Annotated in this window: 13 protein-coding genes; 8 read left to right on the top strand and 5 right to left on the bottom strand. The window is 71.3% G+C overall.

Translation table 11 applies throughout. The features are described from left to right. Nucleotides 1-9 precede the first annotated feature (9 nt). Entirely contained in the window at nucleotides 10-705 is a 696-nt protein-coding gene (locus tag DVK44_RS21100) for a hypothetical protein (RefSeq protein ID WP_114661063.1), read from the top strand. 100 nt (nucleotides 706-805) lie between these two features. Beyond that, nucleotides 806-1174 carry a hypothetical protein gene (locus tag DVK44_RS21095; RefSeq protein WP_114661062.1) on the top strand — a complete coding sequence of 123 codons (369 nt, stop codon included), beginning with the start codon at nucleotides 806-808 and terminating at the stop codon, nucleotides 1172-1174. A gap of 31 nt (nucleotides 1175-1205) precedes the next feature. On the opposite strand, the gene DVK44_RS21090 is transcribed toward DVK44_RS21095, so the two are convergent. From DVK44_RS21090 to DVK44_RS21080, 3 genes are all read right to left on the bottom strand, one after another. Further along, on the bottom strand, nucleotides 1206-1520 hold the full coding sequence (locus tag DVK44_RS21090) for a hypothetical protein (protein ID WP_114661061.1): 315 nt from the start codon (nucleotides 1518-1520) through the stop codon (nucleotides 1206-1208). 53 nt (nucleotides 1521-1573) lie between these two features. Beyond that, nucleotides 1574-1909 carry a hypothetical protein gene (locus tag DVK44_RS21085; protein ID WP_114661060.1) on the bottom strand — a complete coding sequence of 112 codons (336 nt, stop codon included), beginning with the start codon at nucleotides 1907-1909 and terminating at the stop codon, nucleotides 1574-1576. A gap of 82 nt (nucleotides 1910-1991) precedes the next feature. Continuing rightward, nucleotides 1992-3545, bottom strand: a complete 1554-nt coding sequence (locus tag DVK44_RS21080; RefSeq protein ID WP_331461617.1) for a lipase/acyltransferase domain-containing protein — start codon at nucleotides 3543-3545, stop codon at nucleotides 1992-1994. A 19-nt stretch (nucleotides 3546-3564) separates the two neighbouring features. On the opposite strand from DVK44_RS21080, the gene DVK44_RS21075 reads away from it, so the two are divergent. The 4 genes from DVK44_RS21075 (at nucleotide 3565) to DVK44_RS21060 (ending at nucleotide 10119) form a co-directional block, all read left to right on the top strand. Next, on the top strand, nucleotides 3565-5940 hold the full coding sequence (locus tag DVK44_RS21075) for a P-loop NTPase family protein (protein WP_181957493.1): 2376 nt from the start codon (nucleotides 3565-3567) through the stop codon (nucleotides 5938-5940). Further along, entirely contained in the window at nucleotides 5937-8330 is a 2394-nt protein-coding gene (locus DVK44_RS21070) for a WD40 repeat domain-containing protein (protein ID WP_114661059.1), read from the top strand. The genes DVK44_RS21075 and DVK44_RS21070 overlap by 4 nt, the downstream gene beginning before the upstream one ends. Nucleotides 8331-8633: 303 nt before the next feature. Beyond that, complete coding sequence (locus DVK44_RS21065) at nucleotides 8634-9374, top strand: RES domain-containing protein (protein WP_181957492.1); 741 nt, start codon at nucleotides 8634-8636, stop codon at nucleotides 9372-9374. A 337-nt stretch (nucleotides 9375-9711) separates the two neighbouring features. Further along, on the top strand, nucleotides 9712-10119 hold the full coding sequence (locus DVK44_RS21060) for an XRE family transcriptional regulator (protein WP_114661058.1): 408 nt from the start codon (nucleotides 9712-9714) through the stop codon (nucleotides 10117-10119). A gap of 73 nt (nucleotides 10120-10192) precedes the next feature. Here the strand turns inward: DVK44_RS21060 and mfd are convergent, their stop codons facing one another. Beyond that, the gene (mfd, locus tag DVK44_RS21055) at nucleotides 10193-13735 is read right to left on the bottom strand and encodes a transcription-repair coupling factor (protein WP_114661057.1); all 3543 of its coding nucleotides are present in this window, start codon (nucleotides 13733-13735) and stop codon (nucleotides 10193-10195) included. Between the two features lie 233 nt (nucleotides 13736-13968). Between mfd and DVK44_RS21050 the strand changes: the two genes are divergently transcribed. After that, complete coding sequence (locus DVK44_RS21050; protein WP_114661056.1) at nucleotides 13969-14415, top strand: nitroreductase family deazaflavin-dependent oxidoreductase; 447 nt, start codon at nucleotides 13969-13971, stop codon at nucleotides 14413-14415. A 193-nt stretch (nucleotides 14416-14608) separates the two neighbouring features. After that, complete coding sequence (locus DVK44_RS21045; RefSeq protein ID WP_114661055.1) at nucleotides 14609-15823, top strand: esterase/lipase family protein; 1215 nt, start codon at nucleotides 14609-14611, stop codon at nucleotides 15821-15823. Nucleotides 15824-15932: 109 nt separating this feature from the next. Here DVK44_RS21045 and DVK44_RS21040 read toward each other — a convergent pair whose 3' ends face one another. Continuing rightward, a complete protein-coding gene (locus DVK44_RS21040) occupies nucleotides 15933-16277 on the bottom strand; it encodes a hypothetical protein (RefSeq protein WP_228447293.1) in 345 nt (114 codons plus the stop codon). Nucleotides 16278-16292 lie beyond the last annotated feature (15 nt).

Here is a 16292-nt window from a genome sequence, read left to right as displayed (position 1 = left end):
GAGATTTACATGATCAGCGATCAGGTGCGGGAGTTTCTTCGCCTCGGCCATCCACTCCCCCCGCAGGACGACGACTCCGAGGAGGGGGACGAGGCGTTTGAGGAAATGACTGAGGCCCTGCATGCCATCGAGAAGCCTGTCACCAACGAAGAGGCCACTCTCCTCATGGAGTGCTTCGGCGATGACGAGTGCTTCGGATTGGCCTGGACGCTTCTGCATATCGTGGAGTCAGCTCCACTGCCACCGGTCACCTCCCCGCCACCGGACGGTTCGAATGTCTGGATTTCCCGGCTATGGCTGCGCTATCAGAATTCGATGTTTCTCGAACGGTTCAGAGAACTGGCCGGTGATCTCGGCCGGCCTCCGGAGCTGACTCCCCATCGCGCCATCGAGGAGTGGTCCGAATTCGTGGACGACTGCGCGGAGGGCTACGAAGGGACTCTTTTCGAGTACGGGGACGACATCTCGATCCGAAGCTTTCTGCAACGGGTCATCGACGACCCGGTGATCAGAGAAGTCCCCGAGCTGGCATGGTTCAAGAAAGACATCCAGGCAGTGGACGACAAGTTCGCCGGCCTGCTGTCCCGGGGATTCGAGGTGCCCGGCGGCCGTGGCTGGTGGGAGCGCCGGATCCCCCGCGTCGCCGGCCGGGAAATGGCGGAGAATGTGAAGGATCATTACGGACATGACGTCGAAGTGATCTGATCAAGAACCTCGGCTCGGCGGCCCGCCGGGCCGCTACCGGGCCAAGTCGCCCGCGTGCGGCTCCTCAGCGGAGCGACTCGTGGACGGGACGGGGGGATATATGTCGGTGCCGATGCTGCGCGCGATCGAGTGGGACGGGACGTCCTGGGACGACCCGTCCGAGGACAAACTGCACGACCTGCTGGCCGACATGAGCCTGACCTGGCGCTTCGTCATCGTCGAACGGCATGACCTCGAACCTGCCGGACAGCACTACATGCAGGTCCGTCTCAACGACGACCTGAGCTACCGGGTCGAGTACCGCGAAGGCGGCCCGGACCGGCACTTCCAGGCCCATGTGCCGTGCGATCACGGGGCGTTCGCCGTGGAGCCGGTCGCGGTCGTACTCCAGGACTGGGCCTTTGGCCGACCGGGGTGGCGCGAGGCCCTGCCCTGGGCGCCGTGGCCGTCCGCGGCGCCTGGGCGGTGACCCTCGCGCACCGCCCGGCCGCGCCGGGACCTCAGCGGCTCCGCGCCGCGAGATCCCGGCGGGCGGCCCGCCACACGGCCTCGAACGCGTCGGCCGCCAGCCACTCGGGGACATGCCCTTCCCACTCCGACACCGGAAGCTCCGCCGTGCCCCCGTACCTCCGCTCGTACTCCGACCAGGTGCCGGCGGCATACGCGCGGTCCCACTCGGCAAGCGCCGCCGCCGCGAGCGGGACGCGCTCCGGGCCCTGGAGTTCAACCTGCCGGGTCACCCAGCCCTCGGCGTCGACCTCGAAGTAGAACCAGATGTCCTCGTCGTCCCAGTGGCAGCGCATCCATGTCGTCACGCGTCCATCATGCGTCCGTGTGTGAGGCGCCATCGGGGTACGCGGCCTCCTACTCAGGGGGTCGGTACGAAGCCCGCGCTCCGGTCCAGCTGGAACGGGGAGCCCGCGCGGGCCGGTTCCCAGCCACTCCCCCGTGCCTGCCTGATCGCCGCGGCCACATCCGCGGGGCGGACGGGTTCCGGCGCGGTGCCCAGCCAGTTGGCCGCGTGGGGCTGTCCCGTGGTCACCACCAGTGTGGTGCCCGGACCGCCGGGGTCGGCGGACTCGACCGCGTACACCATCGGCGCGTGGCACATCGCCTGCGCGTACGTGGGCTTCCTGCGGATCCGCCAGCGGTAGTCGGTGCCGTCGACCGTGATGCGCCGCGAACCCTTTTTGTTCAATGCCATCGTGCGCCCCCTTCGTCCTGTGACGGAGACGGTAGATCCTCCTCGCCGCCAACCGCCACGGGATTTAGGGGACTTCGCCGGGTCAGTGGTCCTTCCCGTCGCTCTCCGCCGCCAGGAGGAGCTGGGTGAGCGGTTCGCCGTTGCCGGAGTCGACCGTCACCCGGTACAGGCCGCTCGCCGGGAGGGTGACGCGGGCGGTGAGGCCGTCGTGGTCGTCGCCGGACAGACGGGCCCGGATCGGGCGGGGTCCGACCGGGCGGGGGCCGTCGCTCGTGGGGGCGGCGGGTACGGTCTGGACCTCGCAGGTGATTCCCTTCGGGCTGTCGACGCCCGTGACGCGGATCTCCCAGCGGCTCCCGGGGGTGACGACGTCCGGGATCAGGAGTCCCAGGCCAGCGCCGCCCGCCTGAGTGGGGCCGAGGTGCTCGTCCTCCTTGAGGAAGGACGCGACGGCGTCCATCGCGGCCGATCCCTGGGCGAGCGCGCCGTGCTGGAGCGAGACCGGCACGATCTCCCTGCCGAGCGCGGCCGATTCCTTGTGGACCGTACCGTCGCCGCCGACGGGAAAGCGGTGCGGAAGCAGGGTCGTCCGGTCGCGCAGGACCGTGCCGTCGGTGTGGAGGCGGAAGGAGTGCTCGGCGCCGGTCACCGTACCGCCGTCCAGCGTCATGGACTGGAGCGTGCTCTGGTTGATCCCGACGACCGCGCGGTGTCCCGGCAGCCGCTTGCCGCTCAGGCCCTCGTGGAGCGTACGTGACTGCTCCGCCAGGTACGGGTCGCCGCCGAGCGCGACGATGTCGGCCGTGCTCGGGACCCGTACGTCGGTGCCTTCGTCCAGGCACGGGAAGCGGGGCAGCAGGTCATGGACCCCGGGCAGGGTCACCGCCAGCTCGCGCAGTCTGCGGTGCGGGAGGGGGACGGGCGAGCCCTGGCCGCTGTTGAGGATCACGGCGGCGTTCACCGCGCCCCGGAACGGGGCTCCGAGCGTCATGACGCCCCGGGTGTCCGCCTCCAGGTCGTTGTCGTAACCGCCGGTCAGGGCGGCGAGGGTGACCAGCCCGCCCATGGAGTGCGCGACGAAGACGAGCCGGCCCTCCCGCTCGTCGACCCGGTGCCGGCGGGCGCGCGCGTGCGCTTCGTGCCCGCGCCAGTACGTGAGGTGCCGACGCGCCTCGGCGGCCAGCAGACGGGCGTTGGTGGCGACGGGCAGCCGCCAGTCGTAAGCGAACGGAAGGACCGCGTCCGGATCGGCGACGGCGGCCGTGGCGGTGGCGACGAGGTCGGGGTAGGGCTCGTGCCCCTTCAGGACCGGAGCCCACGCGGGCGCCGTCAGCAGCCGCCGGGCCACGATCCGCCCGAGCCGGCCCTCCCGCTCGTCGGGCGTGAGGTGCAGGCCCCCGAGCCCGCCGTGGGCCCCGGTCCAGGCGTTCACCAGCCAGCCCGGGTTGGACAGCCCCCACACCACCTTCTTCTCGACGGTGTCGTACAGCTCGCTGCCCATGATGCCCGGCACGATCACGACGGCGTCCTGGGTGACGTCGGGCGAGACCTCCGGATCCGGATAGCGCGGGCGGTGGCGGGAAGGCTCTTCCTCGCCCGTGCCGTCCGAGCGATGTCCATGCGGCGCCTTGTTCATAGCTGGAAGGATAGGAAGCATGCGGCAGCGGGCGGGCGGACTTGGGCAAACAGGGAGCGTCGGCAGGGCCGGGGGAAGCACACCGGCCACAGGAGTCGCGGAGTCCACGGAAGTCGCGGCAGTTACGGCAGTCGCGGGAGTCGCGGGAGTCGCAGAGGCTACGGGAGCCACCGGAGTCGCCGGCGTCGCGGAAGCCACAGGCGCCCCGGAGGCCGGCTCCGACGCGCTCTCCCGGACGCTGCTCACCCTCGCCGTACGGGATTACGGCGACGGCGACGAGGAGTTCACCGAAGGCATTGACGAACAGCTCGCCGTGGTACGCGAGTGGTGGGCCCCGGACGGCGCCGCGGAGCCCTTCCGGCACATCCCCTCCCCCGAGCTGACCGAACGCCACGACGTCGAACTCTTCCTGCACCGCTCGGGCGTCCGCGAACTGCGCGGCCAGGCGCTGGTCGTGTTCATCACCGGCCACGGCGTCACCGGATCGTCCAACACACACTTCCTGGAGTTACCCAGGACCGACGGACAGCGGCTGCTGGCCACGGCCATCCGTACCAACGAGATCGTGACCGCCGCGCTCGACTCGCACGCCGACAACGTCCTGGTCATCGTCAACACCTGCTATTCGGCCGCGATCGATGCCGAACTGGCCTCTCTCCGCAAGGACATCAGGAACACCCGCCGTACCGGCTGCCGTATCGACGTGATCGCGACATGCGACCACAGCTCCACGGTCCTCGTAGGGCGGTTCCCCCGCGTACTGCGCCGTGTGCTGAACCGGTTCAGGACCAGTGCGCAGATCACAACCCCCTGGCTGAGCGTCGCCCATCTGCTGACGGAGTTCGAGAACGAGCTGGGCGGACACGAGTCCGAGCACCGGCTCCGCCGGATCATCGACGGAAGCGGCCAGACCGCCGTCACCCCCTGCCTGCCCAATCCCGGCTACCGGCCGCCGGTCCAGGAGCTGGTGGCGGCTTCCCTGCGGCAGGTGGCGACCTCGGCGGAGGTGGTCGACCACTGGCTCGCCCGGGCCAGCGGGCGGCCCAACGAGCAGGACCCGGGCTGGTACTTCCGCGGCCGTGAGCGGCTGAACTCGCGCATAGCCGCCTTTCTCAGCGATCCGTACGGTGTCCTGCTGGTCACCGGAACGGCCGGTTCGGGCAAGTCGGCCGTACTGGCGCGGGCCGTCACCCTGAGCGATCCCGAGTTCCGGAACCATCCCGCCTACAAGCAGGCCCTGGAGCTGGCCGAGCCCGCGACCGTACCGCCGGAGAAGTCCGTGACCGCGGCCGTGCTGGCGCGCCATCGCACAACGGTCACACTGGTCGCCGACCTGCTGCGCGGACTGGACATCCAGCCGGAGGGGCACGGCCTCGACGAGGACCCGATATCTCTCTGGTCGGCCCAGCTGACCAGGCATCTCGCCAGCCCCGGGCCACCGGTGACACTGGTGGTGGACGGGCTGGACGAGGCGTCCGACCCGTCGGGAATCATCCGGGACGTGCTGGCGCCGCTGAGCGCGTTCTGCACCCCACCGCCGGGCGGTGTGCCGGGCCCGCGTGGTGCTCAACCGTCGCAGCGGACACGGCAGTTACGGCTGCTGATCGGGGTCCGCAGCAGCCGGCCGCTCGACGGCGGCGGCGCCGCGGCCCCGGAGGACGACGGGCCGAGCCTGCTCGGCGCGCTGCGCGCCGCGTTCCCGGGCGCGCTGGTCGAGCGTACGGACGGCGACGCCGCCGAGCAGGACATCGTCGAGTATCTGCACGCGCTGATCGGCCCTCAGCAGTGTCCCCCGGAGACGGTGTGGGAGGCCGCCCGTACCGTCGCCCGGCTGGTGACACCGTCGTTCCTCGACGCCCGGCTGGCGGGCGAGCAGCTGCGGTCGGCGCCGGATCCGCTCGCCACGGTGGCCGATCCGGAGTGGCAGGAGCTGCTGAAGGCCGGTACCACCGGTCTGCTGCGACGGGATCTGCGGCTCGTCGCGGCCGAGGGGCTGCCGTCGGACGTCGCCCTGGCGCTCCTGCGGGCCGCCGCGCACGCCCAGGGAGCCGGTGTCCCCTGGTCCAATGTCTGGCCCGCGATCGCGGGGGTGTTCCTGGACCGTCCGCTGGAGAATCCGGACGACGCGATCGAGAAGCTGCTGAAGAGCAGGCTCAACGGCTATCTGGCCCATGCCCAGGAGGACGACCGGCGGGTCTACCGTCCGGCGCACGAGGCGCTCGTGGCGACGCTGAAGGAGCGAAGCGACGCCGAACTCCTGGCGTACGGCGAGAGCGACGCGCCACCTGCCCGGGGCGACGCGCCACCTGTCCGGGACGACGCGCCACCTGCCCGGGGCGAGGCACAACGCATCATCGGGGACGAGGCGTCAGGTATCGGGGACGAGGCGTCATGAGCGATCCGCGGGACGACGCCACCCACCGGCTGATCGCCCGGGCGCTGGCCAAGCTCGTCACCGACGACCCGACGATCCCGCCCCATCCCTACCTGAGCAGACATCTCGCCGAGCACGCCGCCCTCGGGAACGTCCTGGACGACGACCATGTGCCGCCCGCGCTGCTGCCCTGGGAGTCCAGCGCGACGATCCGCCGGCTGCTGCGGCGCGAGGACGGCACACCGAACAGCCGGGAGTGGCTCAGGGCATGGGCCGGTCTGGAGCCGTTCCTGCGCCTGTCCGATCCGCGCTCCCGGCTGACGAGCCTCTTCCTGGCCCACCACGCCGCCACCGCCCGGCGCCAGCCGCTCTCCCGGCAACAGCCCCTGGCGAAAGTCCAGTTGGCCGACTCCCCGGTGACCCCGCTGTGGAGCGACTGGGCCTCGTCCGACAATGTCCTGGCCGTCTCCTCCGCGCGGATCGAAGCCCTCACCCACACCGCCGGGGTGTTCATCAGCGGCGACGATCTGGGGATCATCCGTACCTGGCACGCGGACGGCACACCGGCCGGCGCCCCGATGCACACGGACGGCGCCGCGGTCCGGCATCTGCTCGCGCTCGACGACGGAACGTTCGTGTCGGGCGGCGCGGACGGCGCCGTACGCGTATGGAACCGCGCGGACCGCGCGCGCCACCGCCAGGCCGCCGAGGTGCACAGGCGGCCCGGCACATGGGTGAGTTCGCTGACCGTGTTCACCTCCGCGGACGGCCTCGGGACCGTACTCGCCGCCCACAGCGACGGCCACATCACCGCGCTGAGCAGCACGGACTTCCAGCCCGCCGACCCCTTCCCCGGCGGGCTGCCCGACCTCGGCGGCCGGCCGGCCGTGCTCGCCGCCGTTCCCCGGCCCGACAGCGGCAGCGGCGGCGGCGGCAGCAGCAGCAGCAGTACGGTCCTGCTGATCGGCCAGGGCGCGGACGTACGGCTGTGGGACGAGCGGAGCGGTACGAGGCCCGGGTCCACCGGCCACCCAGGCGCGGTCCGAGGCATCGTGGCGCTCCAGCGGCCCGGCCGGTACGCGGTCTGCGACGAGTCCGGCGGCGTCCGGATCCACGACGTGGGTGCCGCCGAGCCGGTCGTGGTCTGCGAGCCCCTGCACACCGGCCCCGTCACCGCGCTCGTGGCGGTGGTCGTGGACGGCCTGCCCGCCGTCGCGTCCGCGGGCAGCGACCGTACGGTACGGCTGTGGCACGCCGAGACCGGGCAGCCGGTCGGCGGCGCACTGCACGGACACACCGGGCCCGTCACCGCGCTGACCGCACTGCCCGCCACACGCGCGGGCGGCGGCAGAGGGCCGCGCGGCGGCGCCCGGCTCGTCACCGTCGGCGCCGACAAGACACTGCGCGGCTGGCCGCTCGCCGGGCACAGCACCCGTACCCCCGCCGCCCCCTGGCGCTCCGTCAGCGCGGCGGCGCTGCCCGCCCCCGGTGTACGCGGGCCGTTGCTGCTCGCGGTCGCGGACGAGGGCGGCGCCCGGCTCTGGGACATCGAGACCGGCGGCCACACCCGGGTCCCGGACGGGACCGGTGTCACCTCGCTCGCATGGTCGGCCATCGGCGCCGAGCCCGTGCTGCTCACCGCCCTGAGCGATGCGCGTGTCGTGCTGCACTCCCTCGGTCCCGCCGGCAGCGGCCCGCCCCGTCCGACCGGCGAACTCACCGGCCACGCGATGCCGGTCACCTCCATGGCGCCGCTGCTCCACGGCGGCCGGTCGCTCCTCGCCACCGGCAGCCCGGACGGCACCGTACGCCTCTGGGACCTGCGCGAGCGCGGCCTGCTGAAGACCTGGTCGAAGCATCGGCTGAGTGTCCGCTCGGTCCTGGCGTTCGACACGCCCGGCGGGCCGCTGATCGCCTCCGCAGGCACCGACGACACCATCCGGTTCTGGGACGTGGACAGCCTCCGGCCGGACGGGACGGCGATGCGGTGCCATCAGCACACGGTCACCGCCGTCGCCGCCGTCCCCCCGGCACCCGCCGCCGCGCCCCACGCTCCTCCCCCTCCGCTGCTCGCCTCGTCGGGCGAGGACGGCACCGTACGGCTGTGGGACCTGACCACCCGGCGGCCGGCGGAGGGCCTGCCCCGGTTCGGCCCCGACGACGGGTCGCTCACCGCGCTGGCCTGTTTCCGTACGCCCTCGGACCGGGTGCTGCTCGCGGCGGCGGGGCGTACCGCCATTCATGTGTGGGACCTGTTCACCGGGGTGCCGCTGCTGCGGATCGTGACCGGGATGCCGCTGCACGGCCTCTCCGCGCACCGGGTGGACCGTCCGGGAACGACGGCGCCCGTCCTGCTGGCCACCAGCGAGGCGGGCGTATCGGTCTTCCGGCTCGCCCCGGAACATCCGTGAGGTCTCCGGCTCGCCCGAAGCATCCGTGAGCCGGGCGTGCGCCGGGCGAAGCTCCCCGCACGCCCGGTATGCGCCCCCGCGGGGCGGGAGAAACCTTCACGCCACGATGGCTCATACGGGACAATGACCGTCCGAGTACGCCGGTGCACACCCGCGCTTCGGCTCCGGATCCCAGCGACGACCCGACCCCGTGTCGAAGATCCCGTAACGAGGACCACTGATGCCCTCCGTTGTCTTACCGGTCTGCTCCTCCCGTGCCTCCTTAGCCGCCTCGCGAACCAGCGCGACGCGTCGGGGGCACGGATGACAGCCGACACCACCGCCCCCGCCGCCGACCCTGCTCCCGCCTCCGCCGCCCCCGCCGCGCAGGAGCCTCCCGTCGCCCTCGTACCCCCGCCGGAACGGGGAGTCTGGCGCCTGGGCAAGAGGGACTGTCCCGTCAAGTACAACTGCCTGGAGCCGGAGACCGCGCTCGGCAACGCGGCCGGCCGCTTCAGCCTCTTCACCTACGGCACCCTCTACTGCGCCACCGCTCACATCGGCTGCTACGCCGAAGGGCTCCGTACGTTCCGGGTGTCACCCAAGATGCGCGGTCTCCTGACGGAGGACCCCAGCGGACGGCGTGCCATGGCGAACGGGCATCTGCCGTCGGGCTGGCGCGAGGATCACATCCTCGTACGGCTGCTGCCCGGCGCCGGCACCCGCTTCCTCGACGTCGACGCGGAGTCCACGCGCGAGTTCCTCAGCAAGGAACTCCAGGTGGAGCTGGCGGACTTGGGCGTCTCCGGGCTGCTCACCGAGGAGCATGTCTACGGCCCCGACCGCCGGGTGGCACGCCAGATCGCCGCTTGGGCGGTCGCGCAGCGCGACCGGGAGGGCCACCGGCTGGTGCAGGGCATCGCCTACCGGTCCGACTACGGGGGCCACCGGTGCTGGGCGGTGCTGTCCGATGTCGACCTGGTGGAGGCCGAGAGGTGTCCGATCCGGGCGGAGGACGTGGAACTCAGGTCCGTCGCCGTGGAGTACGGACTGACCATCCGCTGACCGCCGCCGGCCGCCACCGCTGACCGTCCGCGGTCACCCATTCGGATGCCCGGCCCGTGTCGGGTTCATCGCAGTGATAACGCGTCACTCCATCGTGGCCATGAGGAATGCGCTGGTCAGTAGCGCCACAGGGATAATGAGGGGGGATTCCGGGGGGATTTGAGGTTGGCAATTCGGAGAGTGCGCGGGGGTGTAAACGGGTACCCTCACCACAACGAATCACAGGAGGCAGCATGCGGACATATTCCCGTTCCGGATTAGCCGGAAGAGACAGCTCCTCCCCCGGCGAGCAGGTGTAGGGCGCTGCCCCGCACCCACGAGGAGCCAGGAGGGATCCATGTTCACCAGAGAGAACGCCACTGAGGCGACCGGTGTGGAAGCGGCCAGCACGACCGCCGCGCACACCTCCACCAACGAGCTGCAGACCCCAGGAATCGCGCAGTTCCTTCAGGACACCTTCGGCCAGAAGCTGACCGCGTACATCGCCGGCATCGCCGATCCGAAGCATGTCCGCAATTGGTGCACCGGACAGAGCACCCCGCGCTTCGACTCGGAACTGCGCCTCCGCGCCGCGTTCCAGGTGTTCCAGGTCATCGCGCGGGCGGAGAACCCGCATACGGCGCGCGCCTGGATGATCGGTATGAACCCGCAGCTCGAAGACGACTCGCCGCTGGAGGTCATCGCGGAGGGACGGGTCAAGGACGCGATGGCCGCGGCACGTTCATACATCAAGGGCGACCTGTAGAGCGGCTCCGCACCACGCGAAACCGGCCCGGCCCCGAAGTGACGGGGGCCGGGCCGAGGCATACGAGGGCGACTCAACTCAGGATCGTCGTCAGGAACTCGCCCGTCCACGCCAGCAACTCCCGCCCCACCACCGGCTTTCCGCCGATCTTCCCCGCCGTCGGGCGCGGCACCAGGATCTGGTGCGCCGCCGGCTTGATGACCGTACGGGGATGCAGCCGCTTCAGCCGCAGCTCCTGCGACTCGCGCAACTCCACCGGCGCGAAGCGGATGTTCGGGCCCTGGAGCACGATCTCGCCGACCCCGCACGCCCGCGCCAGCATCCGCAGCCCGGCCACCAGCAGCAGGTTCTCCACCGGCTCCGGCAGCTTGCCGTAGCGGTCGGTCAGCTCCTCGCGTACGGCCGTGATGTCGGCCTCCGTGTTCGCCGCGGCGATCGCCCGGTACGCCTGGAGGCGCAGGCGCTCGCCCGGCGCGTAGTCGTGCGGGACATGCGCGTCGACCGGCAGCTCGATCTTGACTTCGAGGGGCGCCTCCTCGGGCTCCCCGCCGTCCACCGCCGCCCGGTAGTCCGCGACCGCCTCGCCCACCATCCGTACGTACAGATCGAAGCCGACGCCCGCGATATGCCCGGACTGCTCGCCGCCCAGCAGATTGCCGGCGCCGCGGATCTCCAGGTCCTTCATCGCGACATACATCCCCGCGCCCATCTCGGTGTGCTGCGCGATGGTCGCGAGGCGCTCGTGCGCGGTCTCGGTCAGCGGCTTCTCCGGCGGGTACAGGAAGTACGAGTACCCGCGGTCCCGGCCGCGGCCCACGCGTCCGCGCAGCTGGTGGAGTTGCGAGAGGCCGAAGTTGTCGCCGCGCTCCACGATGAGCGTGTTGGCGTTGGAGATGTCGATGCCGGACTCCACGATCGTCGTGGAGACCAGCACATCGAACTTCTTCTCCCAGAAGTCGACCACGACCTTCTCCAGCGCGCCTTCCGACATCTGCCCGTGCGCCGTCGCGATCCGCGCCTCCGGCACGATCTCGCGGAGCTTGGCGGCGGCCCGGTCGATCGACTCGACGCGGTTGTGGATGTAGAAGACCTGGCCCTCGCGCAGCAGTTCGCGCCGGATCGCCGCGCCGATCTGCTTCTGCTCGTACGGCCCGACGAAGGTCAGCACCGGGTGGCGCTCCTCCGGCGGGGTGGTGATCGTCGACATCTCGCGGATGCCGGTGACGGCCATCTCCAACGTACGCGGGATGGGGGTCGCGGACATCGTCAGGACGTCGACATTGGCCCGGAGCTTCTTGAGCTGCTCCTTGTGCTCGACGCCGAAGCGCTGCTCCTCGTCCACGATGACCAGGCCCAGGTCCTTGAACCTGGTCTCGGACGAGAAGAGCCGGTGCGTGCCGATGACGATGTCGACCGCGCCGTCCCGCAGCCCCTCCAGCGTCGCCTTCGCCTCCGCGTCGGACTGGAAGCGCGAGAGCGCCCGTACCGACACCGGGAACTGCGCGTACCGCTCCGAGAAGGTGCCGAAGTGCTGCTGGACGAGCAGGGTCGTCGGTACGAGGACGGCGACCTGCTTGCCGTCCTGGACCGCCTTGAACGCGGCCCGCACCGCGATCTCCGTCTTGCCGTAACCGACGTCGCCGCAGATCAGCCGGTCCATCGGGACCGTCTTCTCCATGTCCTCCTTGACCTCGGCGATGGTGGAGAGCTGGTCGGGCGTCTCCACGTACGGGAACGCGTCCTCCAGCTCCCGCTGCCACGGCGTGTCGGGCCCGAAGGCGTGCCCGGGGGCCGCCATCCGCGCCGAGTAGAGCTTGATCAGGTCGGCGGCGATCTCCTTGACGGCCTTCTTGGCGCGCGCCTTGGTCTTCGTCCAGTCGGCGCCGCCGAGGCGGTGCATGGTGGGCGCCTCGCCGCCGACGTACTTGGTGACCTGTTCGAGCTGGTCGGTGGGGATGTAGAGGCGGTCGCCGGGCTGGCCGCGCTTGGCCGGCGCGTACTCCACGAGCAGATACTCGCGCGTCGCGCCCTGGACCGTACGCTGCACCATCTCCACGTACCGGCCGACGCCGTGCTGTTCGTGGACGATGTAGTCGCCGGGCTCCAGGGTGAGCGGGTCGATGGTCTTGCGGCGCTTGGCGGGCAGGCGCGCGCCGTCCTTGCCGGCGGCCTTCTGCCCGGAGAGGTCGGTCTCGGTGAGGACGGCCAGCTTGAGCCCCGGGTCCACGAAGCCGTGGTCGATCGCGCCGCGCGCGACATGCACGAGGGACGGCGCGATCTCCGCGAGCCCGCCCTGACCGGCGGGACTGTCGAGGCGCGCCGGGATGCCCTCCCCGCTGAGCACCTCGACCGTACGGGCCGCCGTTCCGTGACCCTCCGTGACGAAGACCGTGCGCCAGCCGTCCGCGAGCCACTGTTTCGTATCGGCGAGCGCGCGGGCGGTGTCCCCCCGGTACGACTCGGGGGCGTGCATGCCGAGCGTGATCGCGTCGTCGTCGATCTCTTCGTCCACGGCGAACGGCGAGACGGACCACCAGGCCATCCCCAGCTCGCGCGCCCGGTCCCGTACGTCCGCGATGGACCAGAGCGAGGCCGCGCCGACGTCGATCGGGGCCTCTCCGCCGCCCGCGCTCGCCGCCCACGACGCCTGAAGGAACTCCTGGCTGGTCGCGACGAGGTCGGCGGCCCGCCGCCGGACCCGCTCGGGGTCGCAGACCAGTGTCATCGCGCCCGGCGGCAGCACATCGAGCAGCAGCTCCATGTCATCGACCAGTACGGGCGCGAGCGCCTCCATGCCCTCGACCGCGATCCCCTCCGCGATCTTGCCGAGCAGCTCGCCCAGCTCCGGGTGGACCTCGGCGAGGGCCGCCGCCCGCTCCCGTACATCGGCCGTCAGCAGCAGCTCCCGGCAGGGCGGCGCCCACAGACCGTGCTCGGCGACCTCCAGGGAGCGCTGGTCGGCGACCTTGAAGTAACGGATCTCCTCGACGTCGTCGCCCCAGAACTCCACCCGCAGGGGGTGCTCCTCGGTGGGCGGGAAGACATCCAGGATCCCGCCGCGCACGGCGAACTCGCCGCGCTTCTCGACCAGCTCCACGCGCGCGTACGCGGCGGCGGCCAGCGCTTCGGTCACCGCGTTCAGATCGGCGCTCGACCCGCTGCGCAGCGCGACCGGCTCCAGGTCGCCGAGCCCCTTGACCTGCGGCTGGAGCACGGACCGTACGGGCGAGACGACCACGCTGATGGGCCCGGCGCTCGGATCGTCCTTCGCCGGATGCGCGAGCCGGCGCAGCACGGCGATCCGCCGGCCGACGGTGTCGGAGCGGGGCGAGAGCCGCTCGTGCGGCAGCGTCTCCCACGACGGGTACTCGACGACGGTGTCCGGATCCAGCAGCGAGCGCAGCGCCGCCGCCAGGTCCTCGGCCTCCCGCCCGGTCGCCGTCACGGCCAGCACCGGCCGCCCGGCCTCGCGCGCGAGCGCGGCGACGGCGAAGGGCCGCGCGGCGGCCGGTCCGACCAGGTCGACATGGGGGCGGTGACCGTCGGAGGCGGCCTTCACCGCTTCGGCGAGCGCCGGGTCACGTACCACGGCGTCCAGCAGACCGTGCAGGCTCATGAAGGGGATTTCCGTCCGGGTCCGGGGGCGAGCATGCCTAAAAGCCCGGCGTGACGTACGAGCCGGGGGTTCTCCAGCGTACTTCCGCCCACTGACAGGCGCGGCCGGGAGCGGGAATGCCGGGAATGACGGGGGGACCCGAGATCATTGGAACGTAGCGGGTACCCACCCGCGTTCCCCCACTGCTGTAGGCACATCCCCCACGTTCCCGACCGACAGGAGAAGCAGCAGCCATGCCACTCAAAGGCGAGTACGAGCCCAGCACCTTCCCGATGGCCCGCGACCAGGTCGAGCTGTACGAGGGCTCGGGCGGTACGGAGGGGACGACGATGCGCGGCATGCCCGTCATCATCCTCACCACGCTCGGCGCGAAGAGCGGCAAGATCCGCAAGAGCCCGCTGATGCGCGTGGAGCACAACGGCGCGTACGCGGCGGTCGCCTCCCTGGGCGGCGCCCCCAAGCATCCCGTCTGGTACTTCAACGTCAAGGCCGATCCTCGCGTCGAACTCCGCGACGGCACGGAGCGCTGGGACATGATCGCGCGCGAGGTCACGGGCGAGGAGAAGGCGGCGTGGTGGGCGCGCGCGGTCGAGGCGTACCCGGAGTACGCGGAGTACCAGGAGAAGACGGACCGGGAGATCCCCGTCTTCGTACTGGAGGAGTCCCCGACGCCGCACTGAGGCGTTGGGCGCCGCACTGAGGCGTTGCGCGCCGCTCTGAGGCGTTGGGCGCCGCACTGACGCACTGCGCCGCAGGCATGGGCGGTGCGGACCACCCGATGTGGTGAACCACCCGCATTGCGCGCATCATCACGGCCTTCGCGAACCGAGCATGTCCCTTGAACCATGAGCAACACGATGGAAAGGGACTTCCATGGCCGACAGCACCACCGAGAAAGCCAGGAAAGCCGCCGGGGCGATCGGACTCGTCACCCCGGCGGTCAGGCCGGCGGCCCCTCAGGCACCTGCGGCGGACGAGAGGTGGGAACTGCCGCACGGCAGCGCCCGGGTGTACTACGGCGAGGGCCAGAAGGCCGTGGTCAGGCCCGTCGTCCTGGCCGACGGGTTCAACCTCGGGCCGACGGACTTCGACCACCTGTGGGACGGGCTGGAGAACGGCCGGTACCCGTTCATCAGCGAGCTGCGGCGCCGGGGGCGCACGCTGGTCCTCGTCGGGTTCGATGAGCGCAGCGAGTCCATCCTCCGGAACGCCGAGACGATGACCGCCGCCATCATGCGGACCATCGCCGAGCAGCTGGACGACACCCGGCTGCTCGTCGGCGGGTTCAGCATGGGCGGCATCGTCGCCCGGTACGCGCTGGCGAAGATGGAAACGCAGCGGATGGACCACCGGACCGGCGTCTACGTATCGTTCGACAGCCCGCACCGGGGCGCGTGGGTGCCGATCGGGCTCCAGGCGTTCGCGCACTACCTCGCCACGGTGGACGACACGTACCTCCGGCAGATCAGCAGCCCCGCCTCGCAGCAGATGCTGTGGCGGTACGTGGACGGGGTGGCCGGCACACCGCAGGAGAGCCCGCTGCGGACCGACTTCAAGGAGCGGCTCCAGAAGGTCGGTTCATGGCCCCAGATCCCGCTGCTGCTCGGGGTGTCCAGCGGACGCGGCGACGGCCTGGGCAACGGCGTCCGGCCCGGGGACAAGGCGCTGAGCTGTTCCGGCCCGCTCTTCGACGGCACGTACTTCCTGACCCAGTCGGGGGGCGACCCGGCGGAGGTGGCCGTACTGAACGGCGTCCTCGGCGGCCCGCACACCGTCACCACCAGCGGCTTCCCGGAACTGGACGGGGCGCCGGGCGGGACGCTGGAGTCGTTCGGCATCCTCGGTGACGCCCTCGCCGCCTTCAACGAGAGCGTCAACGTGACGCACCGCTCGGGGTGTTTCGTGCCGTCCGTCAGCGCGGTCTCCGTCCGCGACCTGGGCGAGCAGCGGGACCTCTACACCAACATCAACGAGCTGCCGCCGGAGGAGTTCGATCTGAACGACTACCTGCTCTCCTCGGAGAACGACCCGCACGCGGCCATGACCCCCGAGATCGGTGAGTGGGTCCTCGACCGCCTGCCCGACTGAGCGGTTCCAGGGCGACGCGGCCCGCGCGGCCCGCACGGTCCAAGTCGACCGTGCGGGCCGCGCCGCACCCGTTGGACGCGGCCGCCTCCCCCGGCCCGGCCCACGAGCCTCAGGCGGCGCGAGCACCGACTTCCCGGCCGCCACTCCCAGCCACCGCCGGAAGCCACACCACCCGAGGCGAACACCCGTCCTCCCGCCCGAAGTACCGGGCCACATTCTCCGCCGCCGCAAGCCGCAACGGGCCCCCACCGCCCACCCGCGTCACATCGGCGGCCCCGTCCTCGTGCGCCATCCCCCAGGCAACGACGGCGGCATCCCGGCCGAGGTCCCCGTCGCCGTCGCGGTATTCGACGACGACGGCGAAGAACCGGGGCGCGGTGTCGCGGACAAGTTCGTACAACTCCTGCTCGAAATCGAACGACTCCGGGGCAGGGTCCTGCGGCGATACGGTCATCACGTTCCCCTAACG

Origin of the sequence: Streptomyces paludis, assembly GCF_003344965.1 — a bacterium.
GTDB lineage: Bacteria > Actinomycetota > Actinomycetes > Streptomycetales > Streptomycetaceae > Streptomyces > Streptomyces paludis.
Note: the sequence above shows the minus strand (reverse complement) of the source record. Positions and strands in the feature narration are given on the sequence as shown.

Bases quoted from the DNA above. Each gene is read 5' to 3' on its own strand.
- DVK44_RS21100 (WP_114661063.1), top strand. From the start codon at position 10: ATGATCAGCGATCAGGTGCGGGAGTTTCTTCGCCTCGGCCATCCACTC.
- DVK44_RS21095 (WP_114661062.1), top strand. From the start codon at position 806: ATGTCGGTGCCGATGCTGCGCGCGATCGAGTGGGACGGGACGTCCTGG.
- DVK44_RS21085 (WP_114661060.1), bottom strand. From the start codon at position 1,909: ATGGCATTGAACAAAAAGGGTTCGCGGCGCATCACGGTCGACGGCACC.
- DVK44_RS21080 (WP_331461617.1), bottom strand. From the start codon at position 3,545: ATGAACAAGGCGCCGCATGGACATCGCTCGGACGGCACGGGCGAGGAA.
- DVK44_RS21075 (WP_181957493.1), top strand. From the start codon at position 3,565: ATGCGGCAGCGGGCGGGCGGACTTGGGCAAACAGGGAGCGTCGGCAGG.
- DVK44_RS21070 (WP_114661059.1), top strand. From the start codon at position 5,937: ATGAGCGATCCGCGGGACGACGCCACCCACCGGCTGATCGCCCGGGCG.
- DVK44_RS21065 (WP_181957492.1), top strand. From the start codon at position 8,634: ATGACAGCCGACACCACCGCCCCCGCCGCCGACCCTGCTCCCGCCTCC.
- DVK44_RS21060 (WP_114661058.1), top strand. From the start codon at position 9,712: ATGTTCACCAGAGAGAACGCCACTGAGGCGACCGGTGTGGAAGCGGCC.
- mfd (WP_114661057.1), bottom strand. From the start codon at position 13,735: ATGAGCCTGCACGGTCTGCTGGACGCCGTGGTACGTGACCCGGCGCTC.
- DVK44_RS21050 (WP_114661056.1), top strand. From the start codon at position 13,969: ATGCCACTCAAAGGCGAGTACGAGCCCAGCACCTTCCCGATGGCCCGC.
- DVK44_RS21045 (WP_114661055.1), top strand. From the start codon at position 14,609: ATGGCCGACAGCACCACCGAGAAAGCCAGGAAAGCCGCCGGGGCGATC.
- DVK44_RS21040 (WP_228447293.1), bottom strand. From the start codon at position 16,277: ATGACCGTATCGCCGCAGGACCCTGCCCCGGAGTCGTTCGATTTCGAG.